Origin of the sequence: Streptomyces sp. NPDC006643, assembly GCF_042870175.1 — a bacterium.
GTDB lineage: Bacteria > Actinomycetota > Actinomycetes > Streptomycetales > Streptomycetaceae > Streptomyces.
Window position 1 is genome coordinate 47320 of sequence record NZ_JBIAHA010000031.1, and the last position, 23299, is coordinate 70618.

Sequence of the window (23299 nt, forward strand, 5' to 3'; positions counted from 1 at the left end):
GAGCGGTGTGGCGGCCGGCCAGAGGCAACGCATACTCCCCGTACGGAGTATGTACGCCATCAATGCGCGATTCGTACGCTTCGTGGCTTAGCCTGTGGCCCAGGAGGTGGAGCATGTCCGAGTTGTTCGACGCGGTCGACGCGCTGGTCGCGTCCCGTTCCTCACTTCCGCCCCCGGCGGAGCGCAAGCGGCTGCGTGTCGCGCACGGCCTGACGATCGATGAGGTGGCCACCGCGCTCAAGGTGCGCCGGGCCACGATGTCCGGCTGGGAGTCGGGCAAGACGGAGCCGCGCCCGCCGGAGCGTGACGCATACGCGCGGCTGCTGGAGAAGCTCGCGGAGCTGTACCCCGCGCCGCCCGACGTCACGGTGCCCGCCGTGTCCACCGATCGGCCGCCCCCGGCGGAAGCGCGGACCCCACCGACGGACCCGGCGCCCGACGCGCCCCGGACCAGCAGCCCCGCTCCCACTGCCACCGCCGCCGCCATTCCCGCCGCCGCTCCGGCCGTACCGCGTCCGACGACCACCGCCAGGTCGTCATCGACGTCGCGCCGACCGGGTGCGCAGAAGACGGCTCCGGCCGGCACCCCGACGGGCGACACAGACCCGCGCTTCGAGAACGGGCCGCTCGCGGTGATCGACGTCGAGGACGGGAACGTACTGGCGTACTGCGTCGGCGGCCTGGTCCTGGACGTCCCCGCCAAGAGCCTGCCGTCCCTGGTCGACTGGACCCTCACCGAGGCGAAGCTCGGCGCGCCGAAGCTGTCCGGACCGGGAAAGCCGGCCGACCCGCTGCTCGTGCTCACCGAATCCGCGCTGGAGCGCTACGGCCTCCCGGTCGTCCTCACGGAGGAGGAGCGGCTCGCGGGCAGATTGCCGGAGGGCCACAAGGTCGTCAAGCAACTGGCCCGCGCGGAATGGAAGTTGACGAAGCGGGGATTCGGGCCGTGGGCGCGGATCTACCGCCCGGCCACCGGCTCGGAGCGGGCCTGCGTCCAGCTGTGCATCACTTCCTGGCAGGCTCTCGACACCCGCCACTGGGGCGCGGCCGGTCAGCTTCCGCCCGCGGAACTCGCCCGGCTGCTCGGCACGTACGCGTCGAGGGTGATGACCCCGCGCGGCTCCACCGCCGTGACCGGCCTGGAGCTGATGACCGCGCTGCACCCGCCGACCCGCGCCTCCGAGCCCGACGCGACAGGGAAGCGGCACTCCGAACACAACCCCGGCAGCCTGGGGAAGGACCCGGTCGACCCGGCTCCCTGCGAGGCCCCCGACGGTCACCCGCTGCTGGCGAACCTGCCGCGCTTCCATATCCGCGGCCCCGGGGAGAAGCTGTTCGAGGAGGCGTACGACTGGGCGCGCCCGTTCACGGAAGCCGACTACCAGCGCCGTCACCTGGTGGGCCTGGACGTCAACATGGCCTTCGCCGCCGGCGCCAACGGACTGGTCGTCGGCCTGGGGGCACCGACGCACGTCAAGGCCCCGGTGTTCGACCCGAAGCTGCCCGGCTCGTGGCTGGTGGACCTGTCCCATGTCGACCTGTCCCGCGTGAAGTTGGGCAAGGAGCGGGTGGAGCTGGACGGGAGCCTGTTGCCGAGTCCGTTCACACCGAAGGGTGAGCGCCCGGAGGGTCCGGCCTGGTACGCGACGCCGACCGTCGCCTACGCGGTCGAACTCGGCTACGACGTCGCGCCGATCGAGGCATACGTCCGCTACGACAACGGCCGCTACCTGGACGCCTGGTACAACCGCCTGCGTGACGCCTACCTCGCCACCATGGCCGACCTCGGCGTCGGCGCCGACCTGTCGCCGGAGGACTTCCTGGTGGCGATGGACGGCTATCGCGGGCGGGACCCGGAGCTGGCGATCGTGGTGTCGGCGGTCAAGGCGACGGTGAAGGGCGGCCTGGGGAAGCTGCGCGAGCGCCCGCGCGGTGAGGGGTGGAAGCCGGGTCAGCCGTGGCGGGCGCTGTCGCGCCCGACGTGGAACCCGCACATCCGCGCATCCGTCATCTCCCGCACGCGGATCAACCTGCACCGGAAGCTGATCAAGCACGCGGCTTTCACCGGCCAGTACCCGGTCGCGGTCCTCTCCGACTGCGTCGTGTACGCGGTCGACGGCGAGTCCCCGCTGGACTTCCTGCCCTATCGGGAGGGCAAGCCGCTGCCGGGCGGCTTCAAGCTCGGGGTGAACCCCGGTCTGGTGAAGCACGAGGGCACGCAGACCCTGCTGTGGGGCGAGGGCGTGCGGGAGCAGTTCAACGCCCCCGAGCTCAACCTGGCCCGGTACATCAAGGACGGCACCGTCACCGACCAGGACGACGGGGAGTAGGTAGGCGATGAGCATCATCGGGGACGGCCTGGACGCCGCGCTGCAAAAGGCGTTCACCCGCCCGGCACCCAAGAGCGCGGGCGCGCAGATGCGCTACCTCGTCAAACAACTCAAGGGCACCAGGGCGGTCGCCCGGATGCTGCGGATCTCCCAGCGCACGGTCGAGCGGTATGTGAAGGACCAGATCAAGAAGCCCCGCCCGGCCCTCGCCGCCCGCCTGGAGACCGAGGTGAAGAAGCGGTGGCAGCCGCAGATCCGGGCCAAGGCGAGGGAGAAGGCGGCGACGTCGGACGGGATCGTCATCGACACCCGCGCCCGCCTCGGCTACACGGCGCCGATCGGCTCCACGGACCAGGACCGGACCCGCCACCTCACCGTCGCCCTGCCGCCCCATCACGCCGCCCGCCTCTTCGAGGCCCAGCAACAGGGCGCGTCCGACCAGCGCCTCCAGGAGATCGCCGCCGAAGCCCTCAAGGAGACCTACTTCCAGGACGGCGGTCGCCGCGCCGGATCCCTGGAGGAGGTGCGCTTCACCGACATCGAGCACCTGGAGTTCGAGCTGTAGCGGTCCTCGATCCTGGGTGAGGTCGCCCGGCAGCTTCGCCGGGCCCTGGTGCGCAGGAGGCCGCGGGCGGCGTGGATCAGGTGCTCGTTGACGACTCCGGGGCGTCCGCCGGCCCTGCCGGGGACACGGGTTCCAGCACGAAGACAGGGATCATACGGTCGGTCTTCTCCTGATACTCGGCGTACGGCGGATACGCGTCGACCGCCCGCTCCCACCACTCGGCTCTCTCGTCGCCGGTGATCTCGCGGGCCGTCATGTCCTGCCGTACGGAGCCGTCCTGGAGCTCCACGCGCGGGTCGGAGCTGAGGTTGTAGTACCAGAGCGGGTGGCGCGGGAAGCCGCCGTTCGAGGCCACGGCCGCGTAACACCCCTGCCGCTCCACGCGCATCAGCGGGATCTTGCGGATCTTGCCGCTCTTCGCGCCGCGCATCGTGACGATGACGACGGGCAGACCCGTGTCCCAGAGCGTCGTCCCCCGCGTACCGCCAGAACTCTCGTACAGCTCGACCTGTTCGCGCACCCACCGCACCGGATGCGGCCCGTACTCGCCCTCAAGCGGCATCGTGTTCCATCCCGTCGTCGCGTACGGATCGTGTTGCGCGTGGTGTTCTGTGTCATTCCCCGGGATTGTCGTCTCGATGTGCGTTCAGGACAGGTCGCCGACGTGAACCGGCCTACTCAAGGTCTGTACTTGGCCGTCGACGCCGGGCAGGACGTCGCAGAGAAAGGCCGGGCCGTATCCATGGACTGGCACGACACGTAGACCGCGTAATCCGGACCGCCGGATTCTCTGTTCGACGAGGCAGCCACTTCATCAAGCCGGCAGTCGCTAGCTGTGAAAGGCCGCGACCGCTTCGAGCGCGGCCCGACCGGTCGTGACGTGGTTGACCGGCGCCGCTTCGTCGGCATAGCCGAAGGAGATACCCACGAGCAACTGCCCTCCTTCCAGCGCGAGTTCGTCGCGAACCGTGTTGGCGTAGAAGCTCAGCAACCCCTGCGGACAACTCGCCACACCGTACGCGGTCATCGCCAGGAGCAAGGTCTGCATATAGGCACCCACGTCAGCGGCCAGCCGGGCCCCGCCGTCGCCGGTGACGAACAGGAACGCGGCGTGCGGCGCGCCGTAGAAGCGCAGGCTCTCCGCGTCGTAGGCCGCCCGCGCCTCGTGATCGTGAGCACCGATGCCCAGCGCTCCGTACAACTGGGCGCCGAACGCCGAGCGGCGTGACTGGTGCACCTGCGAGTACATGCCCTCGGAGTACGGAAGATCGACCGAGACGCGCTTCTCGGCGTGGGCCGCCCGCAAGGCGTCGGCCAGTCGATCACGAGCCGCGCCGCTCACCACCTCTACCTGCCAGGGCTGCGCGTTGGAGTTGGACGGAGCGGCGCCGGCCAGCGAGAAGACCGCGCGCATCGTGTCCTCGGGCACGGCTTCCGGACGGAACGCACGCGTGGCGCGCCGGCCACGTATCAGCTTCTCCGCGCAGCCACTCAGCTCGGTAGGGGCCAGCAGGTTCATGGAGCACTCCTCGACAGCAATCGATGTAAACGCAACCGTTTACAACGCGAGACCCTAACAGGCGCCGGCTCCCGAAGTAAACGCGGCCGTATACTTGGCGAATGAACGCGACGACTACGGCATCCCAAGAGCGAGGGCAAGGGCAAGGACAAGGACGAGGACGTGGCGGGCGGGAGCGCATCCTGGCCGCCGCCGCGCAGCTGTTCGCGACCCACGGGATCAACGCGACCGGTATGGAGCAGGTCGCGGAGGCCGCGCCCGTGTCCAAGCGCACGCTCTACGCGCATTTCCGGACCAAGAGCGACCTGGTGGTCGCCCATCTCCAGGACCTCATCTCGTCCGGAGCCACGCTGGAACACGTGCTGACGCGCGAGGACATCCCCCCGCTGGAGCGGATCCTCGGGCTCTTCGAGCCCCTGCCGGACGCGACACCGGTACGAGGGTGCCCATTCATCGACGCCGCGGCGGAGTTCCCCGATCCGGGGAGCGCGGTCCACTCCTATGCCCGCGAACAGAAACTGCAGATGGTAGGACTGGTCACCACACTGGTGACGGAACTGGGCTGCCGTGACCCCGCCGCACTCGCCGAACAACTGGTCACGCTCGCGGACGGGGCGGCCAGCCGCGCCATGGTGCTCGGCGAAGCGGACTACGGCCGACACGCCCGTACGGCGGCGAAGACCCTCCTCGCGCACGCCCTGCCGGACACGGCCTGACGCGGAGGCCGTTGTGGCGAGCGTACGAAGACGTACGGGACGACGGGGCAGAGCCACGGCCGGGGCCAGGCCGGACCCCAGGATCAATCGGCGTCCCGTTCCACCGGCAGCCACAGCTCGGCCTCCGCCTCGCTGCCCTCCGCCGACATCCGCGTACGAAGGATCTCCGGCCCGGGGCGGCTCCGGTACGGGTTCGACGGAAACCACTCGGTGAACACGGCCCGCCACAGCGCCTGGATCGCCTCCGGCGCCGGCCCCGAGGTCGTGAAGACTGCCCACGTTCCGTCCGGTACGGGCAGCGTGGCCATGCCCTCCGGCGCGGAGAGCGAGGTGACGACGCCGTGGTAGAAGTCGAGTTGGGTGCCCTCCGCCCGGCTGGGATCGAGATCGTCGCAGACCGCGAGGACGCCGTACGGCTCCTGGTCGGACAGCTTCTCCATCTCTTCCCTTCCACGGTCGCCGATCCCGCGGACGAAATCGATGATCGCCTGGTTCGGTCCCGAGTGCACGAGCGGCACCCGGGTCCTCGCCCCGACGATGCTGAACTCCCGCTTGTTCACCAGGCGGTAGCGCATGCTGCTGCTCCCCTCGACGATGAGGCGGAAGGTCATCCGGGGCTGGGAGCTGAGCGCCGCGCCGGTGCGCCGAGCCTCGCCCGGCCCGACGCCGTGCACCGCGCGGAACGCCCGCGCGAACGCCTCTCCCGAGCCGTATCCGTACCGCACCGCGATGTCGAGCAACGTCCGCTCACCGGCCAGTACTTCCGCGCCCGCGACGGTCAGCCGCCGACGCCGGATGTACTCGGACAGCGGCATCCCCGCGAGCGCCGAGAACATCCGCCGCAGGTGGTACTCCGAGGTGGCCGCGACCCGCGCCAGCTCACCCACGTCGACTGAGCTGTCGAGCTGCCGCTCGATGCGCTCCATGGCCTGATTGAGCCGCTCCAGCACGCCCGCCTCCAAGAATCCCGGCCATCGATTCAACCAGGCACGGCCTCGCACTCCACACCCGAGACGAACGGTGCGGCAAGTGTCGGGTGACCCGTACGGGCAGCGCCGCACGATGGAGGCATGAACGACACGACCTTGGTAACCCGCTTCCTCCGCGACGGCTTCGTCAAGCTGGAAGGCGCCGTCGCGCCCCGCGTGGCCGCGAGCTGCGCGCGGCTGCTGTGGCGGGAGACGGGCTTGGATCCGGACCGCCCGCAGACATGGACGCGGCCCGTGCACTGGGTCGGCGAGCTGGCACAGGGCCCGTTCGCCGCCGCACCCAACTCCCCGGCCCTGCACCGGGCGTACGACCTGCTGGCCGGCGCCGGTCGCTGGGAGCCGCGCTACTCACTCGGCACCTTCCCGCTGCGCTTTCCGCACGAGGAGGAACCCGACGACGCGGGCTGGCACATCGAGGGCAGCTACGCGATGGAGGGCGAGACCTGGCCCTTCACCAACCTCCGCTCGCGCGGCCGGGCCCTGCTGATGCTCTTTCTGTTCAGCGAGGTGGGCGAGGAGGACGCCCCGACCCGGATCAGGGTCGGCTCCCACCTCGACGTGCCGAAGGTTCTGGAGCCGTACGGGGAGGAAGGCGCGAGCGGCCTGTCCATCGCACCAGACCTCGTTGCGGCATCCGACCACCGGCCACTCACTCTCGCCACCGGTTCCCCGGGTGACGTCTTCCTCTGCCACCCGTTCCTGGTACACGCGGCACAGCCGCACCACGGGGCACGGCCGCGCTTCATGGCTCAGCCGCCGCTGATGCCGGCCGCGCCGTACGAACTGGAGCGGGCCGACGGCGCGTACTCACCGGTGGAAATCGCGATCCGCCGGGGCCTGGAGGAACCGGACCTGTCCACCGGATTGCTCGGCTCCGCCCAGTAGGGCACTCAGTTACTCCAGGGGCCTGGATGTCGGACGTTGGGTTCTACGATCCGGGCGTGGGACGGACCCCGGCCCGACATCCAGGTTGTCAGGGAACGCCACCCTGAGAAAAGCGAAGAACAGTGACATGAACGTGCCGGGAAATACACAGAACAGCACCAATGGGCCCAGCTGTGTGAAAAGTGCGGCATACAGGCAGGCGACAGCGCCGACCGCGATGTGAACGACAAGTAGGCTTGTTGCAAAGCGGGCTTGCTTCATCGCAAGGAACGACAAGACAAGCCACGCCATCGCCAGGGCCAGGTATATGAGAAGCACGAAGGCCATTACGGATTTCCCCCTCATCCCCCGCGGCCCGGCTGAACCAGGTGCGGCCGAGCCTAGCTGCTGCCCGCGTCGGACGGAGTGGTACCCGTCCATGACCGGGGTGCATGAACTCCCGTCGAAACTGCCGGAGTTCGCGCCGTTGACCTGCCTCGAAGCGAGTGGGAAAAGCTCTCCGCCGACTGGAAGCCGACTCGCCGCGCCAAGGGCTGTTCCGCAACTGATCTCGACCTGAAGGCGGTTGGTCGGACCGGGTCCCGGGGGCCACCGGGGCGTTCCGCTGCCATGCTTGGATCCAAGGTGGCCCAGGAAGCGACGGGTGACGGGCGGATCCGCCTGAGAAAATGAGCGGCAGGGTCCCCCTGGTACGCGATACGGTGCGCCGATGTCGGCGATCAAGAAGTTCCAAGTCACCTTTGACTGCGCAGAGCCCGAGCGCCTTGCCCGCTTCTGGTGCGAAGTGTTGGGGTACATCGCGCCGCCGCCACCGGAGGGGTTCACCACCTGGGACGATTTCAACCGCACCCTGCCTCCGGAGGAGCGGGATTCGTGGTTCGCCTGTAGTGATCCCTCAGGCGAGGGCCCGCGCCTGTACTTCCAGCGCGTGCCCGAGGGCAAGACCGCCAAGAATCGGGTCCATCTCGACGTCCGGGTCGGTGCGGGGCTCGTGGGGGACGAGCGCCTCGCCACGCTGGAGGCCGAGTGCGCACGACTGGTCGCGCTCGGTGCGACCCACGTGCAAACGCTGTACGCGGACGAGGAGAACGAGTCGTGCATCCCGATGCTGGACATCGAGGGCAACGAGTTCTGTGTCGACTGACGTTTCCAAGCCGGTAGCTCGCTCTGGCCCCGTTCACACGGCGGTGCGGAGTGAGCAGGCCGGCGCCCCGACGAATCGAGATTCGGCGTCAATGGTTGGCGGCCGACTTCGACACCCCGAACAGCGGGGCGAACTGCCGCAGGCTCAGCCCAGCGTGTCCATCAGGGTGGTGACGTAGGCATCCAGCCGCTCCTCCACGGCTCGCGTCGTCAGGTCCGTCCGCCCAGCCTCCCGCCATGGCTGCGACACCTGCTGTACTTCTTCCGAGAACGCCAGCCCGTCCCGCACCCGCCAGTACAGCCGATCGCTCGCGGCTGCGGCCAGCACCCCGCCGGCCTCTTCGTACGCCTCGGCGAACCGCAGGCCCCATGCCGGGCCGTGCAGCAGTGCGAGATTGGTGGAGCAGTGCGCGACATCGAGGTCTGTCGGGCCCCAGGAGGTTGCCGCCCAGTCGACGACGCCGGTGATCCGGGGGCCGGCCAGGCCTTGGGGCGGCACGTCGAACAGCACGTTGCCGGGGTGGAAGTCCCGGTGCAGGAAACGCCCTTCATAGGGCGGCGCGTGCTCGCGGATCACGTCGATCGCCGCGGCCCACGCCGCCGCGTCGGCGCCCTTCGGCGTCACGACGGTGTCGGCGGTCGTCAACGTCACATACTTCCGGGGCCGCACGGCAGGCCGTAACGCGTGGATCGCCACGAGCTGACGGGCCAGCAGAGGGACGCGCGCCTTCAGCCCCTCGTTGTCGAGGACCGGCCGGCCCGCCAGATGTGTCATAAGGAGCGACGGATACTCGCAATGCGCGGCGGTCGGATCGAACGCGACCAGTCCAGGAGCCGGTACCCCGGTCCCTGTGAGCATGGTCAGGGCGTCCGCCTCCCTGTTCAACGAGTCATCGGCGTGTTCCACGTCGATGAAACTCCGCAGCACCATGTCCCGGCTGACTCCGTCGCGCGTGCCGATGGTCAGCCTCCGCATCTCGGCAGTGATACCGCCGTGCAGCGCCTCGACTCCGACGACCCGTTCGCCGACCTCCAGGTGCCGGCTCACCCACGCCAGCGTCAACGGGCGGACAGTCGCCACCTCATCGTGATTGGTCACGGTGACACTCCATCATCTCAACGACGGCACGCACAAAACCCTGCCGGGCACCGGACCGACCAGAGCCCGCCGGGGGCCGGCGACCGCACCGGCCCGTCGGTGCACAACACAGCGTCGGCCAGCTCGAACAGCGCATCAGCGCGGGCGGTCAGGCAGTCGTAGTAGCCGACCCGGCCGACCCGGAACCGGGACACCACGGTCAAGGACTCGAAGCGGACAGCATCGTGCAGAAGACCCACCCTCGCGGCGAATCGACCGATCCGCGGTAGCCGGCCGCTATTCCTCTCCGGAGTCGACTGGTCTTGATGCTTTCGCCTCATGAGCGGTGAGGATGAGACATGCGCCTTCGCCCGAAGCGACATTGACCAACAGCGTGCTCTCTTCGCCGAAGCGCAGGGTGAAGAGCGGGTCGAGCTCCATCAGGAAATCGAAGCCCGCCCGGTCGTCGTCGGACAGCGGAGGGTCGAGTATCACGCCGCACGGCCAGTCTCTTCCGGTGACACAGGCCGTCGCAAGCACAGCGAACTTGCCCAAGCAAGTCGATTGATTGGCCCACCACTCAAGCGTCGCGGTGCCCTCCCACCCATCCATCTCTGAAGTCTCCCAGGCAGCTGGACAGACAAGCGTCAGCGGGTTACCGCTCGCAGCGCAAGGCCGTGTTCCGAGCTCGTCGGACAGGTGAAGTGCGCGGACTGCTCGACCTGCGGCTGTGATCCCCACCGCACGAGCTGCCGAGGCCCCGTGAGTACGGCAACGGAGGCCCGCGTGGGTTGGCCCTGCTGCTGCGCCTGCATGCGCATGGCCGCTGGCTCCGGACAGCCTCGCGCTGTGCCTCCCCCGGGGATCGGTCCACCAGCGGGATTCGTCGCCCGGAAACCCGACCGTGGCACCGATCACCGCCTACTCGACGGCCGCCTGGGAGAACCGCAGTTTCCTCGGCCGGGCCGTGGACTGGGTGCGCCGAGCGCGTCGTGGTTTGTGCTTCGGCCCCGCGATGGATGCAAAAACACGTTGGCCGGTCTGGCACGGGGCTGCGACGATGCCTGCTGATTCCGTAGCGGAGGACGGCGGAGGGCATTTGTTCGTTTTCGCGTGTCGGGGATGCGGCACGGAGCTGACCATCCCGCTCTCCCGGGTCGCCCTGCCGACCCACGCTCATCAGAAGTACGGGAACGGGCTTCAACTCCCGGTACTCATGGAGCCGGGCACGTTCGCCGTAAACCCCGAGCCCTGGGGGCCGCCGTGGCGAAGATGGGAGGGGATCCATCCGGACGAGGCGGTGACCCGCGGCATCTACGCGCCGGTCTACGCACTCTCCGACGGCGCCCCCGGCGCGATCGTCATCGCGCCCGGCGACGCCCGCGCCACCGTACTGCTCCCGGAGAGGGCCGGCGGCTACTGCTGTGGGCTCGACGGCGCAGATGGCCCCAACATGGCCTGCGAGACGTGCGACCTGCCCGTGGCGACTCGAATCGACGACTGCTCATTCTGGCAGGCGGTGTGGCTCGCGCCCGACGCCGTGCGCCGACTGACCGTCGGCGGCGCCGACTCCGTACCACTGACCTGGACAGAGCTGCTGGAGGAAGGGAAGTCCACGCCTCCGTTCGAGCCGATCGCCACGTGGGGCTCGCGGCTCGGGCCGAACCACTTCTGGTCATGGAGCCCACGGTGGGAGGCTGCGGTCGGCCGGGCGCTCGCCCATCTGCTGGCAGCCTCGCAAGGCCGGCCGGTGATCGTCCCGGACGGTCTCAGCATGGAGGTGCTCCAACGCGCCCTCGACGCCATGCTGCCTGCCGGGCGGGCACGGCGTGCCGTTCTGGCCGGACCAGGACAGCCAACCGCCGACGGGGACGTGGACATCCTCCTGGTGCCGACCCACCCGCAGACGGGACGGACCTGGACCCCGGCCGACCCGTGCACTTCGGCCTACCTGGTGCCTCTGCCGTTCGGGGTGTGGCTGTGGCTGGCCTTCCCCGAGCCGCACCTGCCACTTCCCGCGTCGGGCGGCATGCCCGACAGCGTCCTCCGCGACTACCCGTCCGCACCACGCCCCCGGTACTCGTTCCGGGCCGACCCGGACGCCTTTCAGCACACCCTCGTCCGGCTGCCGGCCGTCCGTAATCCGTGGTTGCGAGAGATCCTCCAGAACCTGCCCCAGCACACGCGCGCCGGCCTCTTCTAGTGGACCGGTCCAAAGACGGCGGAATCGAACGGCGCCGGACCGTGTGTCACCCGAAGTGATGAACAGCCCTGCTGGGCAAGCCGGTCACGCACGCCGACACCACCGAAGCGATCCCCGATGCCCGATGCCCGGTGCCCGTCTGTTCGCCCTGGACGGCGCCCGCCACCAGGCACCGCCGCCCCGCGTGTGGGACGGCGGTGCCCGCCAACCTCCGTCACACGGACGGTACGTGAGACCGAGTCACCTCACACTCGGGGTCCACCGGGTTGAGCAGTCCCGAATCCACATCGAAAATGAACCCATGGATCGAATCCTTGTGCGGAATAAAGGGGTTGACGATGATGCGGCGAATCGACTGCTCGACGTCCGTCTCCAGATCGTCGAATGCCTCGGCCGCCCACTCCGGCCGAATCCCTGTCTCCTTCTCGATACCCTGTCTGAAAGAGTCGTCGGAGAATTCGAGCATCCCGCACTTGGTGTGGTGGATCAGGAAGATTTTCCGTGTACCCAGCAGACGCTGACTGATCGCCAGGGAGCGGATCGTGTCGTCCGTGACCGCTCCCCCCGCGTTGCGGATGACATGCGCCTCGCCGTCGTGGAGGCCGAGGATGCGATAGATGTCCAGTCGCGCGTCCATGCAGGCCACCACGGCGAGAGAGCGGGACGGGGGGAGGTTGAGATGTCCCGCGAACGTCTCCGCGTAGGCGGTGTTGTTGACGAGGTACTCGTCCGTGAAAGACACGGGGGACTCACTTTCCACAAGGCGGCTGGAGACAACGCCACCGTAGATGGCCGAAATTCGAACGTAAAAGACGACAGAGCGCCTCTCCACGATCTGGTAATGAGGTGGCAACAAACGCGGTGTGTTGCCACATCGTTTCAGCTTCGTGGCCATTCCCGCGCCGCACTTCCGCCCCTGTCCGCACGGCCTTTACCGTCCAGGTGGCACGCGCCGGTGTCTGCCGCCGTAGCGATCCGCCAGCCCCATTCCTCCGTCTCAACCGTGCGAGGCCGCCACCCATGAGCCAGCCCGTCGACTCCGTCACCGCCGGACACACTCCAGACGACAGTTCCCGGCAGGACCCCGGCGCCGCCTGGTCCTTCGAGACCAAGCAGATCCACTCGGGTGCCGAGCCCGATCCGACGACCGGCGCCCGTGCCGTTCCGATCTACCAGACGACGTCCTTCGTCTTCCGGGACACCGGCCACGCGGCCTCCCTCTTCTCGCTCGCCGAGCCCGGCAACATCTACACCCGGATCCACAACCCCACGCAGGACGTCTTCGAGCAGCGGATCGCCGCGCTGGAAGGCGGAGTCGCGGCCGTGGCGCTCGCGTCCGGACAGGCCGCCGAGACGCTCGCGATCCTCACCCTCGCCCGCTCCGGCGACCACATCGTCTCCAGCACCTCGCTCTACGGCGGCACCTACAACCTCTTCCGCCACACGCTCCCGCGCTTCGGCATCGAGGTGTCCTTCGTCGACGACCCGGACGACATCGACGCCTGGCGGGCCGCCGTCCGCCCCAACACCAAGGCCCTGTTCGCCGAGACGCTCGGCAATCCGCGCGGCAACGTGCTCGACGTACGGGCGGTCGCCGACGCCGCCCACGACGCGGGCGTCCCGCTGATCGTGGACAACACCGTGCCCACCCCGTATCTGCTGCGTCCCATCGAGCACGGCGCGGACATCGTCGTGCACTCGGCGACCAAGTTCCTCGGCGGGCACGGCACGACCATCGGGGGAGTGGTGGTCGACGCCGGGACCTTCGACTTCGGCGCGCACGCCGAGCGGTTCGAGGACTTCCACACCCCGGACCCGAGCTACCACGGACTGCGCTACTGGCCGGATCTGGGTCCGAGCGCGTTCGCCGTCAAGCTGCGTGTGCAACTGCTGCGCGACCTCGGCCCGGCGCTGTCGCCGCACTCCGCGTTCCTGCTGCTCCAGGGCGTCGAGACGCTCAGTCTGCGCCTGGAGCGCCATACCTCCAACGCCCTGGAGCTGGCGCGCTGGCTGGAGCGGCGCGACGAGGTCGCCGCGGTGCACTATCCGGGTCTGGAGTCCAACCGCTGGTACGAGGCCGGCCGCCGCTACCTGCCGCGCGGCGCCGGGGCCGTGCTCTCCTTCGAGTTGCGTGACGGTGTCGACGCGGGCAAGCGGTTCGTGGACGCGGTGGAGCTGTTCAGCCATCTCGCCAACATCGGTGACGTACGGAGCCTGATCATCCACCCGGCCTCGACGACCCACAGTCAGCTCGACGAGGAGCAGTTGACCGCCACGGGTACGTCTCCGGGTCTGGTGCGGCTGTCGGTCGGGCTGGAGAACATCGATGATCTGAAGGCCGATCTCGAAACGGGGTTCCGCGCCGCCAAGGCCGCGTCCTGAGTACGACACGGTCGACCGAGCTCCCCCTCCCGCCGGCCACCGGGGCCTGGCAGGAGGGGGATCCGCCTGGGCGCCGCGCCTGGATGTCCCTGGCCGGCCCGCTGTCACTGGAAGGCGGCGGGTCGCTGCCCGGGGTGCGGATCGCGTACGAGACATGGGGGCGGCTCGCGGCGGACGGGTCGAACGCGGTGCTGGTGCTGCACGCGCTGACCGGTGACAGCCATGTCGCCGGTCCCGCCGGTCCGGGGCACCCGACGGCGGGCTGGTGGGACGCGCTGATCGGTCCCGGCAGACCGTTCGACACCCGGCGGTGGTTCGTCGTCGCGCCCAATGTCCTGGGCGGCTGCCAGGGAACGACGGGCCCCGCGTCGGCCGGACCGGACGGGGCGGCGTGGGGCCCGTCGTTCCCGTACATCACACAGCGCGACCAGGTCGCGGCCGAGGCCGAGTTGGCGGACGCGCTGGGCATATCGCGCTGGGCGGCGGTCGTCGGCGGCTCCATGGGCGGGATGCGCGCGCTTGAGTGGGCCGTGAGCAGACCGGAGCGTACGGGGTCCCTGCTGGTACTCGCGTGTCCGGCGGCGGCTTCGGCGGAGCAGATCGCCTGGGGCTCCGTGCAGATCGAGGCGATCCGCTCCGATCCCGCCTGGCTGGGCGGCGCTTATCACCGGGCGGGTGCTGGCGGCGGTCCGCACCGCGGGCTGGGTGTCGCGCGCCGGATCGCCCATGTGACGTACCGGAGCGAGCCCGAGCTGTCCGCCCGGTTCGGCGGCACGCCCCAGCCGGGTGAACACCCCTGGCGGGGCGGGCGTTACCAGGTGGAGTCGTATCTGGACCACCACGCGGCGAAGCTCGTGCACCGGTTCGACGCGGGCAGCTACGTGGTGCTGACCGAGGCGATGAACGGCCACGACATCGGACGGGACCGCGGTGGCGTCCGCGCCGCGCTGAGCCGGGTACGGATGCCGACGCTCGTCGCGGGTGTCGACTCGGACCGGCTCTATCCACCAGCGCAACAGGCGGAGTTGGCCGCCGGAATACCCGGCGCCGACCGCCTCAAGGTCATCGAATCGCCGTACGGGCACGACGGTTTCCTGATCGAGACGGACCAAGTCGGCGCTCTGGTGCAGGAGTTGCTGGCCGGAGTGGGACGGGCCTGAACGGGGGTCGGTACGACCGCGGGGTCGTGTTGATCCCCGCGATCAGGAGCGGTCCGACCGACCCACGGGTGATCCGCACCGGCGGGGCGGGCGCAGCTGCGCTTCTCCGTACATCACAGCTCGCGGTGCGGCGGGGAGGGCGCGACGTCACGCGCAGGGCTTGGGAACCGGGCATCGGCGCGAAACCTTCAACCGCACAGCGGAAACACGCGCCGCGCGCCGCGCGCCACCTGCCCGGCTCCGCTCTCCGCCGGTATCAGTGAGCCGGCGCCGACCCGGGATCTTGTCTACGGATTCTTCGGTGTCGCTTGCTGGACGACCTCGAAGGACCACAGTGTCGACCCGCTCGCGGCAGGCTTGGGGCGCTCGCTGCTCTGCGCGTCACCGCTCTGGTGGGCCGTCTTCATGGGGCCTTCCATCCAGGCTTGGAAGGACTCTTCGTCTCGCCACCGCGTGTAGACGAGGTAGTCGTCGGTGCCTTCGACGGGGCGGAGCAGTTCGAACCACTCGAACCCGTCGGAGTTCTCCACGGCATGGGCACGGGAAGCGAAGCGCTTCTCCAGCGTCTCCCGCTGCTCGGCGGGGACGGTCAGTACGTTGATCTTGACTACGCTCATGGCCTCATCCTGCCGCACGGCGGTGATGTCCAGGGAATCGGTGTGCGGCTCGTCGCGCCACGGCGGGCAGGCATCGGCCCGTGTGTCATCGAGTTCAAGTGGCGTGGGTCACCGGAGTTGATGGACGCCGTGCGAGGAAGACGAACTCTCTTCCTGGACGGTCGGGCGCGTCGCGAACATCTTCCACCACGTATCCGTGCGCGACCAGGTCCTGCTCGACTTCCTCCCGTTCGCGGAAACGCAACGTCGAATCCGATGTGAGCACCTCTCCGTCCGCGGCGAAGCCGTAGGTCCAGCGGAATGTCACGAGGGGCAAGCTCACCTCGACCAGCTGGACCCAGCTTTCGACGGAGCCCACGCCTGGGATCGCCGTCACACGGTATGAGTTCTCGCGGGTCCACTCTTCCCAGGTGCGTCTGGCCGGGTCGCGGGTCTCGAAAACCAGGTACCCGCCGGGCCGTAGGGCTTCGTAGGCTCCCCGCAGGGTCTTCTGCCACGTATGCGGGTCGGCGATGGCCTGGGCGACGTTCGCGGTCATCGTCGCGAGGTCGGCCTGGAGCGGGGGGAGGTCCGTCGCGTCACCGCAGATCCAGCGCACTCGCTCGCTGCCCGGTTTACTCCGAGCGACGTCGATGGACGCCAGGGCGGGATCTACTCCGACGACCTCGATCCCGCGGTCGGCCAGGAGGAGCGCGAACACCCCTGTGCCGCAGCCGATGTCCAGCACTTGGTGTGCCTCGATGCCCTCTGCGATCCGGAGGTAGGCATCGAGATCTCCGCGGTCAGGGTCGAGCGGATCGTAGATCACGGCGAGCCGTGGATGCGCGAAGCAGTCGTCAGCCATGCGTTTGAAGGTATGGAGAGCTGACCCGGACAGCTACTGAGTTTCGTCGGGGATAGCGCCTTGAGATGGTTTGGCTTCCTCGCCCGGAACACCGCCTACCAGGTCCTCGCCGCCTGCCGCCTGCCGCCCGCAAGGCACGCAGGTTCCCGTTCCTCTGGCGCTCCTGACCCGCCCGACACCGGCAGACGGCGGGACCGTCACGCAGTGCGATCACGGCCAAGGACTGCCATCGCTCCGTCCGCCCCGTGTCGGAAAAGTCACAGCAATGGTCTGACCTGCGTCCAGCGCCAGACCGGGCGTCACGCACGGCCGCCGTGACCGGAGCGCGGCAGCGGCGAAGATGGAACACTGTCGTGATGGACGGTGATGGGCCGCAGCTGAGCGGCGTCGCGCAAGCCGAGGACCGAATGAGAAGCGCCGACGGCTTTCTCGAGAGGCTTGAGCGCAGCGATCTGCCGCCGCTGCGCGGCGACCGGCCCACGGGCGAGGACTTCCGCGCCGACGTCGTGAGCCGCGACCTGGGCCCCTTGCGCCTGACCGAGCTGGTGACCCCGGAGGGCGAGTGCTTCCGCGACGCCCGCTCCGCACGCGCCCGCGACAGCGAGCTGTGGCAGGTCGAGGTGGTGACACGAGGACACGTACGCGCCGAGCAGGGCGGCAGCACCGCCGTGCTGGGACCCACGGACCTGGTCCTCATCGACCCGGTACGGCCGGTGCGGTTCGCCAGTTCCGCGACCACCCACGTGACCATGCTGATGCCGCGGCACCTGCTGCGACTCGGCGCCGACGACGCGGCGCGGCTGGTCGGCGTACGGATACGTGGCGACCGGGGTCCCGGAGCTCTGGTCTCCTCGCTCGTACGGGACATGACACGGAGCCTGGACGGGTTCCGCGCCCACGAAGCGGACCGGTCGGCGGCTGCCGTGATCGAACTGATCGCGGTGACGCTGGCGTCCCGCCTGGGTGACGTCCGCCCCGTCGACGACGACGTACTCCGCACGAGAGTCATCGGCTTCATCGAGGCGAGACTGTCCGACCGGGATCTCACCCCGGCCAAGGTGGCCGCCGCACACCATGTCTCGGTGCGCCGGCTGCACAAGCTCTTCCAGGACCAGCCCCTGACCGTGGCTGCCCTGATCCGCCGACGACGCCTGGAGCGGTGCTACGCGGATCTGGCCCAACGGAACACCACGGTCGCCGCGGTGGCCGCCTCGTGGGGTTTCGCGGACCCGGCGCACTTCAGCCGGCTGTTCAAGGCCACCTACGGACACAGCCCGGGGGCACGCGTGTCCAACGACGGTGCACTGATCGTCAATGACCACATCGAGGGACGCGGCAAGGATGGTGGTCGAAAAGACGAAAAGCGGAAAGGGCCCTGAAAATGACTCCGTCGCTCGGCACTCTGCGTGCTGTCCCTGCTCGAATAATCGAGGGGTGGAACCGTGGTGACGCGGCCGCGTTCGCCGCGGACTTCGCGCAGGACGCCGAACTCATTGATTTCGACGGCACTGTCCACAAGGGACGTGACACGGTGATCGCGTTTCAGCAGCCGCTCTTCGACACGGTGCTGAAGGGCTCTCGGCTCGTGCGGGGCGAGGTGGAGTTCACCCGGCTCGTCGCGCCGAACTGCGCCGTGGTGCACCACCGCTTCGGCATGGTGATGGCCGGCGAAGAGGAACCCCCGCCGACCCGTTACTTCCTCCAGCTGTTCGCGATGGTCTGGCAGAACGACCGCTGGGAGATCGCGACGCTTCAGAACTCACGCCTGGTCTCGCTGGAGTCCGCCATGGCCCTGGACGCACAGGCGACCACGTAACGGAGAACCGGTGCCCGCCTCGCCGACGTCCGGCGAGGCGGGAAGCCGCTGCCAGACCTTCGCGCCCTTGCGGCTCACGCCGATCGGTTCAGGGAATCCATCGGGTTGTGATGGGCATTGTTCAGAGCCCCCCCCGTGCTGAGGCTGCCGTGGTGGCCTTCGGGGCCGGCCGGCCTTCGCTCATGGGTGGATACGACGCCGCCGTCGCCGGCGGCTGACCGATCCGGGCAGGGTGCAGCTCCTGAGATCCCTCCCGGGACCGCTGCGGTCAAGCATGCCGAGAAGCTAGCAGGCAAGCCCTCTCAACTGCGAAAACGTCGAAACTGGTTCAGTCAACACGTCGCGGCGCTTCTCCCGCCCGTACTGCCAGGCGGACCGGCCGTTGCCGTCCCAGGTGAGTTCGTGGACACCGGGTGGGCACCGTACGCCTTTCATGCGTCGCCGGAGACCAACATCGCGAAGCCCGGCGCGAGTTCCTTCAGCTGGTGGAGCCTGGCGAACTGGAGACGGCCCCGGTCGCAGCCGGCGTCCGTGCCGGCCCTCGCCACGCTCCAAGCGGTGGAGCAGGGGCTGTCGGCGTCCATGGCTGCTACTCCGTCGGTGACGATCCGCGCGGCCCGCTCGGACGGGGCCCTGATCTACGTGATCCTGTGCGCGTCCTGGGCCAACCCCCATTGAGTCCCGCTTTGGACCACTACGGCTGTTCACCCTGGCCAACTCGAACCATCCCAACCACACAGTCCAGACACGGGCCCGCGCGCCTACCTGCGCCGGCGCAACAGAACGCCCGCCACTCCGATGTCCTGACCGCCCTTCGACGCGAAGCCGCAGGTCGGACGTGACGGAGCCCGGGAGCATGTCCAGCTCCCGGGCTCCAGCTTGCCACCCATTTGCGCACACCGGCGGCGTTTAAGAGCCGCGGGTCATGTTGAGATCGACGTGTTCTGCCTTTGAACTACAGCGCCACGAGAGAGGCGCCGGGGGGACTTGAACCCTCATCCGTCGATGTTCGCCCACGCTCGGTCGATCCGGTGTTCGGCGGCGAATACTGAGACTGGAGCGAGAATCTGAGTTTCACGGGGCCGCCTCTGCCAGGCTTGGGCCACCCCCGCACGTGGTGCGGGGAGAGGGATTCGAACCCCCAACTGACACCCCTTGATCAGCTTCAACATCAGTTTCAGCTTGCGCTCATCGCGCACCCTCCGCTCGCGACGGAGGGCGTATGTGAGGGCTACCGGAAGAGGTAGCCGAATACCGCGTCGCCGATCCGCTGGTCGGTGACCTCGGTGTTGTTCGCCTCCTCGCGGGCGAACTTGACGGACTGCTGGAGCTTCTCGACGCGGTCGAGGAGCTCGTTGACCCGCCGGGCGGGCAGCGCGCCGGAGAACTTGACCGTGGTCCAGTAACCGACCGCGACATCCTCGTAGTACACCTCGACCTGCGCCGGGTGCTTCTCCGTGGCCTCGGCCTTCACGTGGTTGCGTGGAACCTTCTTCGTACGGATGGTCCGCACCGGGTCCGTCTTCCACGAGTCCGTCGAGGGGTCCAGGTTCCACGACTCGGAGGCGTCGAGCACCGGCAGCTTGCGCACGAAAGTGTGCAGGTCGGTGAGTTGCTTCTCCAGGAACAAGAGGTACGGGACGGGCACCTGGGACACCAGCACCGTGCCGTCGACCACCACGTCCGCGACCGCGGACCGGTTCGCCCAGTCCTTCGTCGCGGTCACGTCGAAGAGCCGCGTCAGCGTCACGGCGGTCGCACGCAGAGCGTCCTCGGCCTTGATCTGCACCCGCGTGGACTCGGGCGGCAACTGCTCGCCCTCCTCGTCCTTGGGCTGGTAGGTCCGGGAGATGCCGGCCAGCAGGGCGGGCTTCTGCACGTCCTGGTGAGCCTGGGTGAGCTCCTGGAGGGCCTTGGACTTGACGCCCTTTTCGACTGCGATGATCTGATTCAGCTTCGGCACACATCGAACCTAACAACCCCGCGCCACACGCACATCCGATTAAACGCCTGCCCTGTCCCTGTGCAGCGCTTCGCGTTGGTGGGGCCGGGTTCTAGCGCCCGGTCGGTGGGCGCCGGTTGCGGTGGCCGGCAGCAGGGTTGCGGGGCTTGGGTGGCGGCGGGGCGCTGGACACTGGATGGCTCGTCAGGTCCGCTGCTAGCACCTCTTCTGACTCAGGTTGATCGGTCCGCATCAGTCGTCGGTATCGGGTCTCTGCCTCTCCAAGACCTCCCTTAGAGAAGTAGTCGGCGCGTGTCAGCCCCCTGACCGGTCATTAGACGCGTGGGTTTCCGGCCCCCGGCGCCCCACGGCGAGGCGCCCTGTGAGGCGCCCTTCTCCAACGATCCGGTGGAGGTCGGCGACGCGTTCAGCGGCTGCGCCCGTTCGGCGTGCACTTCGTGCACACGCCAGAAGCCCGCCGGCCGGTGTCGGTCGGCGGGCCTCTGGCGGCCTGGCGGTTGCTGCGGGCCGGGTTGGCCGGCTACAGCTCCCGGAGCATCATCCAGACGAGGAGGTCGATGCGGCGGTCACGGGTGTTGGTTCAGGCACGCGAACCGGGGCCGCTGGAGGCGTCGCCGATACGCTTGATGGCGGCGGTGATTCCGGCCTTGACGATCGTGTCGTTGTGCTTGTCGGCTGCCTTGACGGCCTTGTCCAGGACTTTGGCCGCCGGATCCATGACGGTGCTCAGCGCCTGCTCCGAGTCCCGGCCCCTGATGGCTGCCACTCCTGCGTTTGCGAGGGCGACGGGTGCTACGACCACCGACGTGGCGAGCAGGCCCGTGATACAGACAACCCAGCCCGAGAAGGTTGTGGGGTCATCGAGTGTTCCTGACATCGCGGCCTCCTGTTGACCTGCGGTGACGGAGCGTCCTTGCTCCACTACCTAACGTTGCGTCATTTCTGGCTCCCGGGCGTCATGTTGAAGGCTGATCGCCGTTCTCCTCCGCGAGGACGACTGAGCCCTGGCCCGTCAGGGGCACGCTTTTGCCGGCCATAGCTTCAGGAACACCATCGCGCCCACGCCCGCTACGGCGCGTGCGAGAGGGGAGCCTCCGGGCGGTCGCAAGGTCGGTCCAGTTTCTGGGCCCGGAAGTCGCGTCATGAATCCGATGATCCCCTCGCGTACGGAGAACAGCCGGGGCGGGTTTTCGCTCGTACGCGGATCTTGGGACCATACCCGCGCCCGCAGGGAGCACTCAGCGCCGCGAAACAGATGGACCCGATCTCAATCTTCCGTCGGCGCTGGCCGGCGACTACGGATGCATTCAGCGACCGCCGTACGTGACGGAGAAGTTGTGCTCGCTTACGGAATCACCCATCTCGACGGCCAGGCAGAATGCTCACGCTGTGGCAGCGGCTTCAACAGCAGGTGGAATCACAGCTCCGCGACCGCTGGTCCCCCTCGAACTGCGCTTTTGCGTTTAGCCGCAAGGGAGTGGCCGGGCGCCGGCCCGACGGGCAACAGTTGGCTTCACCAGGCGCGACACGAACGTTGCGTATCTGGACGGTCCACATTTCGTTCCGACGGCTTCTGAACCCTGCTGACACAGGGCTACAGGAACAGGTATCAGGGGGAATCACCATGCGTAACTTCAAGAACAGGACTGTGTCCGCTGTGCTCGGTGGTGCCATGGCCGGGGGGCTCCTCCTCGCGGGAGGGTCACCGGCTGCCGCAGCCTCCTGCAGCGTTACGGCCGGCAACGTGCTGAGGACCCACCCCGGCTGGGTCACCGGATACGGTGCCTGGGTCGGCAGTGGCTGCGGTGACATGGAGATCAAGATTCAGCGCAAGGTCCTGGGGATCTGGTACACCGCGAACAGCGACGACTGGGACGCCAGCGACGACAGCTCCGGCAACATTTCCGTGCGGGCCAGGTGCAGTGGTACTCAGACCTGGCGGGTGTGGCTGGACGGGGAGAAGACCGACAGCAGGACCGGCCCTACCAAGTCGATCACCTGCTAGCGCTCTGAGAAGCACTACTAAGATCGACGCTCACGCCGCTGACCACAGATGGCCGGATTCCCGAATTCGGGAATCCGGCCATCTGCCTTGAACCGGCCGAGGTGAGGTGGGTTCTCCGCCGCATAGGCTCAGACGTTCACGTCGCGATCTACCGGTTTCCCGACATGTCCACGAGCGTCGACGCGCCGGACCAGGCAGGCGCACTCTCGTGGTCCTCCACTCAGCCCCTCGGCCTCCTTGGGCACGTCGTCTCGGAGGCTGCTCAATCGGTGGTCGTGCTTCACGGGAGGACGGCTACAGAGCGAAGTGGGTTCAGCACCCAGTCCCTTTTGCCGCGCTGCAAGACATCCGTCTGCTGCACTTGCAGCACGACTGGCTTTATCGAGCAGTGGTGGTTCTGGCACACATTCCGTGATCTGGTTACTGAGTGTTCGGGTGCCCATGAAGTTGAGCTCGAAGAGAGTTAGCTATTTGGTCTGCCTGGTCAGCCGTTACTCGCTCCTGGTCTGGCCGCCGAAGCAGCTCGAAGATGCCCGGCCCACGGTGTTCTGGTTGCAGGTCTGCCATGCGCGGAACGATGTGGAAGTGCACGTGCGCGAAGCCTTCGGCTTCCGCGAACTGGACGACGTAGGTCTTGGCGCAACCAGTCACGCTCCGGAGCGCCCGGGAGAGCTTGACCTGCCACACACCTAGGGCAGATGCCTCAGGGTTGGTGAGATCATGAACCGCGGCAACGTGGCGCCGAGGCAGCAGCACCAGCCAGCCCGGCACCGCGGTGTTGAAGGCGTGGGCCACCCGCCAGTGCTGGTCATAAACCACGCACTCGCGTGGTGAAAGGTCGTCGAACTCTGCTTCCTTGCTGCACGCGTAGCAGTTGGGAGTCGTCATGAACTGAGATCGTAGAGCTGTCACGCTGTCGAAACGCCTGCCAGCCTCAGAGGTCGGTTCGTACTCCTGCGGGTACACAGCAGCCACACGCCGGCGTGCCGCTCGAATGCTCTACCGGACAGTGATGTTCCGGCGGGTCAGCAGTGCGAGCGCCGGCTCGTGGGTGAGCGGGTCAGCGATGTCGCGCGTGCGGGCC

General features: G+C 68.4%; 23 protein-coding genes and 2 pseudogenes. 12 read left to right on the forward strand and 13 right to left on the reverse strand.

Annotated features, from left to right (window positions below; translation table 11 throughout):
• Nucleotides 1-113 precede the first annotated feature (113 nt).
• Both tap and tpg read left to right on the forward strand, forming a co-directional pair.
• The gene (gene tap, locus ACFYNU_RS33545; RefSeq protein ID WP_356589232.1) at nt 114-2330 is read left to right on the forward strand and encodes a telomere-associated protein Tap; all 2217 of its coding nucleotides are present in this window, start codon (nt 114-116) and stop codon (nt 2328-2330) included.
• Between the two features lie 7 nt (nt 2331-2337).
• Complete coding sequence (tpg, locus tag ACFYNU_RS33550) at nt 2338-2895, forward strand: telomere-protecting terminal protein Tpg (RefSeq protein WP_356589234.1); 558 nt, start codon at nt 2338-2340, stop codon at nt 2893-2895.
• Nucleotides 2896-2971: 76 nt separating this feature from the next.
• On the opposite strand, the gene ACFYNU_RS33555 is transcribed toward tpg, so the two are convergent.
• Both ACFYNU_RS33555 and ACFYNU_RS33560 read right to left on the reverse strand, forming a co-directional pair.
• The gene (locus ACFYNU_RS33555) at nt 2972-3457 is read right to left on the reverse strand and encodes a nitroreductase family deazaflavin-dependent oxidoreductase (protein ID WP_356589236.1); all 486 of its coding nucleotides are present in this window, start codon (nt 3455-3457) and stop codon (nt 2972-2974) included.
• A 267-nt stretch (nt 3458-3724) separates the two neighbouring features.
• Nucleotides 3725-4414 (reverse strand): nitroreductase, encoded by a 690-nt coding sequence (locus tag ACFYNU_RS33560; protein WP_356589238.1) that lies wholly within the window; start codon nt 4412-4414, stop codon nt 3725-3727.
• Between the two features lie 101 nt (nt 4415-4515).
• Here ACFYNU_RS33560 and ACFYNU_RS33565 point away from each other — a divergent pair, with 101 nt between their 5' ends.
• Entirely contained in the window at nt 4516-5130 is a 615-nt protein-coding gene (locus ACFYNU_RS33565; protein WP_356589240.1) for a TetR family transcriptional regulator, read from the forward strand.
• An 83-nt stretch (nt 5131-5213) separates the two neighbouring features.
• On the opposite strand, the gene ACFYNU_RS33570 is transcribed toward ACFYNU_RS33565, so the two are convergent.
• Entirely contained in the window at nt 5214-6080 is an 867-nt protein-coding gene (locus ACFYNU_RS33570; RefSeq protein ID WP_356589242.1) for an AraC family transcriptional regulator, read from the reverse strand.
• A 120-nt stretch (nt 6081-6200) separates the two neighbouring features.
• Between ACFYNU_RS33570 and ACFYNU_RS33575 the strand changes: the two genes are divergently transcribed.
• Nucleotides 6201-7004, forward strand: a complete 804-nt coding sequence (locus tag ACFYNU_RS33575) for a phytanoyl-CoA dioxygenase family protein (protein ID WP_356589244.1) — start codon at nt 6201-6203, stop codon at nt 7002-7004.
• A 709-nt stretch (nt 7005-7713) separates the two neighbouring features.
• Complete coding sequence (locus tag ACFYNU_RS33580; RefSeq protein WP_356589246.1) at nt 7714-8148, forward strand: VOC family protein; 435 nt, start codon at nt 7714-7716, stop codon at nt 8146-8148.
• 144 nt (nt 8149-8292) lie between these two features.
• Here the strand turns inward: ACFYNU_RS33580 and ACFYNU_RS33585 are convergent, their stop codons facing one another.
• The 3 genes and pseudogenes from ACFYNU_RS33585 to ACFYNU_RS33595 all read right to left on the reverse strand — a co-directional run bounded on the left by ACFYNU_RS33585 (nt 8293) and on the right by ACFYNU_RS33595 (nt 9837).
• Nucleotides 8293-9246, reverse strand: a complete 954-nt coding sequence (locus ACFYNU_RS33585; protein ID WP_356589248.1) for an aminoglycoside phosphotransferase family protein — start codon at nt 9244-9246, stop codon at nt 8293-8295.
• 80 nt (nt 9247-9326) lie between these two features.
• Nucleotides 9327-9485 (reverse strand): annotated as a pseudogene (locus ACFYNU_RS33590) (transposase); the annotation flags it as partial.
• A 37-nt stretch (nt 9486-9522) separates the two neighbouring features.
• On the reverse strand, nt 9523-9837 hold the full coding sequence (locus tag ACFYNU_RS33595; RefSeq protein WP_356589250.1) for a hypothetical protein: 315 nt from the start codon (nt 9835-9837) through the stop codon (nt 9523-9525).
• Between the two features lie 487 nt (nt 9838-10324).
• Between ACFYNU_RS33595 and ACFYNU_RS33600 the strand changes: the two genes are divergently transcribed.
• Entirely contained in the window at nt 10325-11428 is a 1104-nt protein-coding gene (locus ACFYNU_RS33600) for a hypothetical protein (protein WP_356589252.1), read from the forward strand.
• 214 nt (nt 11429-11642) lie between these two features.
• Here the strand turns inward: ACFYNU_RS33600 and ACFYNU_RS33605 are convergent, their stop codons facing one another.
• Nucleotides 11643-12170 (reverse strand): carbonic anhydrase, encoded by a 528-nt coding sequence (locus ACFYNU_RS33605; protein WP_356589366.1) that lies wholly within the window; start codon nt 12168-12170, stop codon nt 11643-11645.
• 278 nt (nt 12171-12448) lie between these two features.
• Between ACFYNU_RS33605 and ACFYNU_RS33610 the strand changes: the two genes are divergently transcribed.
• Both ACFYNU_RS33610 and ACFYNU_RS33615 read left to right on the forward strand, forming a co-directional pair.
• Nucleotides 12449-13810 (forward strand): bifunctional o-acetylhomoserine/o-acetylserine sulfhydrylase, encoded by a 1362-nt coding sequence (locus ACFYNU_RS33610; RefSeq protein WP_356589254.1) that lies wholly within the window; start codon nt 12449-12451, stop codon nt 13808-13810.
• A gap of 83 nt (nt 13811-13893) precedes the next feature.
• Nucleotides 13894-14970: a homoserine O-acetyltransferase gene (locus tag ACFYNU_RS33615; RefSeq protein ID WP_356589256.1), complete on the forward strand. Its 1077-nt coding sequence runs from the start codon at nt 13894-13896 to the stop codon at nt 14968-14970.
• A 287-nt stretch (nt 14971-15257) separates the two neighbouring features.
• Here ACFYNU_RS33615 and ACFYNU_RS33620 read toward each other — a convergent pair whose 3' ends face one another.
• Together ACFYNU_RS33620 and ACFYNU_RS33625 are read right to left on the reverse strand one after the other, a co-directional pair.
• Nucleotides 15258-15587, reverse strand: a complete 330-nt coding sequence (locus ACFYNU_RS33620) for an antibiotic biosynthesis monooxygenase (RefSeq protein ID WP_356589258.1) — start codon at nt 15585-15587, stop codon at nt 15258-15260.
• A 94-nt stretch (nt 15588-15681) separates the two neighbouring features.
• Nucleotides 15682-16431: a class I SAM-dependent methyltransferase gene (locus ACFYNU_RS33625; RefSeq protein WP_356589260.1), complete on the reverse strand. Its 750-nt coding sequence runs from the start codon at nt 16429-16431 to the stop codon at nt 15682-15684.
• Nucleotides 16432-16838: 407 nt separating this feature from the next.
• Here ACFYNU_RS33625 and ACFYNU_RS33630 point away from each other — a divergent pair, with 407 nt between their 5' ends.
• The gene (locus ACFYNU_RS33630; protein WP_356589262.1) at nt 16839-17810 is read left to right on the forward strand and encodes a helix-turn-helix domain-containing protein; all 972 of its coding nucleotides are present in this window, start codon (nt 16839-16841) and stop codon (nt 17808-17810) included.
• 2 nt (nt 17811-17812) lie between these two features.
• Complete coding sequence (locus tag ACFYNU_RS33635) at nt 17813-18247, forward strand: SgcJ/EcaC family oxidoreductase (RefSeq protein WP_356589264.1); 435 nt, start codon at nt 17813-17815, stop codon at nt 18245-18247.
• A 431-nt stretch (nt 18248-18678) separates the two neighbouring features.
• Here ACFYNU_RS33635 and ACFYNU_RS33640 read toward each other — a convergent pair whose 3' ends face one another.
• Nucleotides 18679-18831: a hypothetical protein gene (locus ACFYNU_RS33640; protein WP_356589266.1), complete on the reverse strand. Its 153-nt coding sequence runs from the start codon at nt 18829-18831 to the stop codon at nt 18679-18681.
• A gap of 19 nt (nt 18832-18850) precedes the next feature.
• Between ACFYNU_RS33640 and ACFYNU_RS33645 the strand changes: the two are divergent.
• Nucleotides 18851-19089: pseudogene (locus ACFYNU_RS33645) on the forward strand (IS630 family transposase); the annotation flags it as partial.
• A 389-nt stretch (nt 19090-19478) separates the two neighbouring features.
• Here ACFYNU_RS33645 and ACFYNU_RS33650 read toward each other — a convergent pair.
• Nucleotides 19479-20210 (reverse strand): hypothetical protein, encoded by a 732-nt coding sequence (locus ACFYNU_RS33650; RefSeq protein ID WP_356589268.1) that lies wholly within the window; start codon nt 20208-20210, stop codon nt 19479-19481.
• Nucleotides 20211-20790: 580 nt separating this feature from the next.
• Nucleotides 20791-20976 carry a hypothetical protein gene (locus tag ACFYNU_RS33655; RefSeq protein ID WP_356589270.1) on the reverse strand — a complete coding sequence of 62 codons (186 nt, stop codon included), beginning with the start codon at nt 20974-20976 and terminating at the stop codon, nt 20791-20793.
• Nucleotides 20977-21954: 978 nt separating this feature from the next.
• On the opposite strand from ACFYNU_RS33655, the gene ACFYNU_RS33660 reads away from it, so the two are divergent.
• Entirely contained in the window at nt 21955-22215 is a 261-nt protein-coding gene (locus ACFYNU_RS33660) for a hypothetical protein (protein WP_356589272.1), read from the forward strand.
• A 420-nt stretch (nt 22216-22635) separates the two neighbouring features.
• On the opposite strand, the gene ACFYNU_RS33665 is transcribed toward ACFYNU_RS33660, so the two are convergent.
• Nucleotides 22636-23103: an HIT family protein gene (locus ACFYNU_RS33665; RefSeq protein WP_356589274.1), complete on the reverse strand. Its 468-nt coding sequence runs from the start codon at nt 23101-23103 to the stop codon at nt 22636-22638.
• Nucleotides 23104-23299 lie beyond the last annotated feature (196 nt).

Bases quoted from the DNA above. Each gene is read 5' to 3' on its own strand.
- tap (WP_356589232.1), top strand. From the start codon at position 114: ATGTCCGAGTTGTTCGACGCGGTCGACGCGCTGGTCGCGTCCCGTTCC.
- tpg (WP_356589234.1), top strand. From the start codon at position 2,338: ATGAGCATCATCGGGGACGGCCTGGACGCCGCGCTGCAAAAGGCGTTC.
- ACFYNU_RS33555 (WP_356589236.1), bottom strand. From the start codon at position 3,457: ATGCCGCTTGAGGGCGAGTACGGGCCGCATCCGGTGCGGTGGGTGCGC.
- ACFYNU_RS33560 (WP_356589238.1), bottom strand. From the start codon at position 4,414: ATGAACCTGCTGGCCCCTACCGAGCTGAGTGGCTGCGCGGAGAAGCTG.
- ACFYNU_RS33565 (WP_356589240.1), top strand. From the start codon at position 4,516: ATGAACGCGACGACTACGGCATCCCAAGAGCGAGGGCAAGGGCAAGGA.
- ACFYNU_RS33575 (WP_356589244.1), top strand. From the start codon at position 6,201: ATGAACGACACGACCTTGGTAACCCGCTTCCTCCGCGACGGCTTCGTC.
- ACFYNU_RS33580 (WP_356589246.1), top strand. From the start codon at position 7,714: ATGTCGGCGATCAAGAAGTTCCAAGTCACCTTTGACTGCGCAGAGCCC.
- ACFYNU_RS33595 (WP_356589250.1), bottom strand. From the start codon at position 9,837: ATGGATGGGTGGGAGGGCACCGCGACGCTTGAGTGGTGGGCCAATCAA.
- ACFYNU_RS33610 (WP_356589254.1), top strand. From the start codon at position 12,449: ATGAGCCAGCCCGTCGACTCCGTCACCGCCGGACACACTCCAGACGAC.
- ACFYNU_RS33615 (WP_356589256.1), top strand. From the start codon at position 13,894: ATGTCCCTGGCCGGCCCGCTGTCACTGGAAGGCGGCGGGTCGCTGCCC.
- ACFYNU_RS33620 (WP_356589258.1), bottom strand. From the start codon at position 15,587: ATGAGCGTAGTCAAGATCAACGTACTGACCGTCCCCGCCGAGCAGCGG.
- ACFYNU_RS33625 (WP_356589260.1), bottom strand. From the start codon at position 16,431: ATGGCTGACGACTGCTTCGCGCATCCACGGCTCGCCGTGATCTACGAT.
- ACFYNU_RS33630 (WP_356589262.1), top strand. From the start codon at position 16,839: ATGAGAAGCGCCGACGGCTTTCTCGAGAGGCTTGAGCGCAGCGATCTG.
- ACFYNU_RS33635 (WP_356589264.1), top strand. From the start codon at position 17,813: ATGACTCCGTCGCTCGGCACTCTGCGTGCTGTCCCTGCTCGAATAATC.
- ACFYNU_RS33640 (WP_356589266.1), bottom strand. From the start codon at position 18,831: ATGGACGCCGACAGCCCCTGCTCCACCGCTTGGAGCGTGGCGAGGGCC.
- ACFYNU_RS33665 (WP_356589274.1), bottom strand. From the start codon at position 23,103: ATGACGACTCCCAACTGCTACGCGTGCAGCAAGGAAGCAGAGTTCGAC.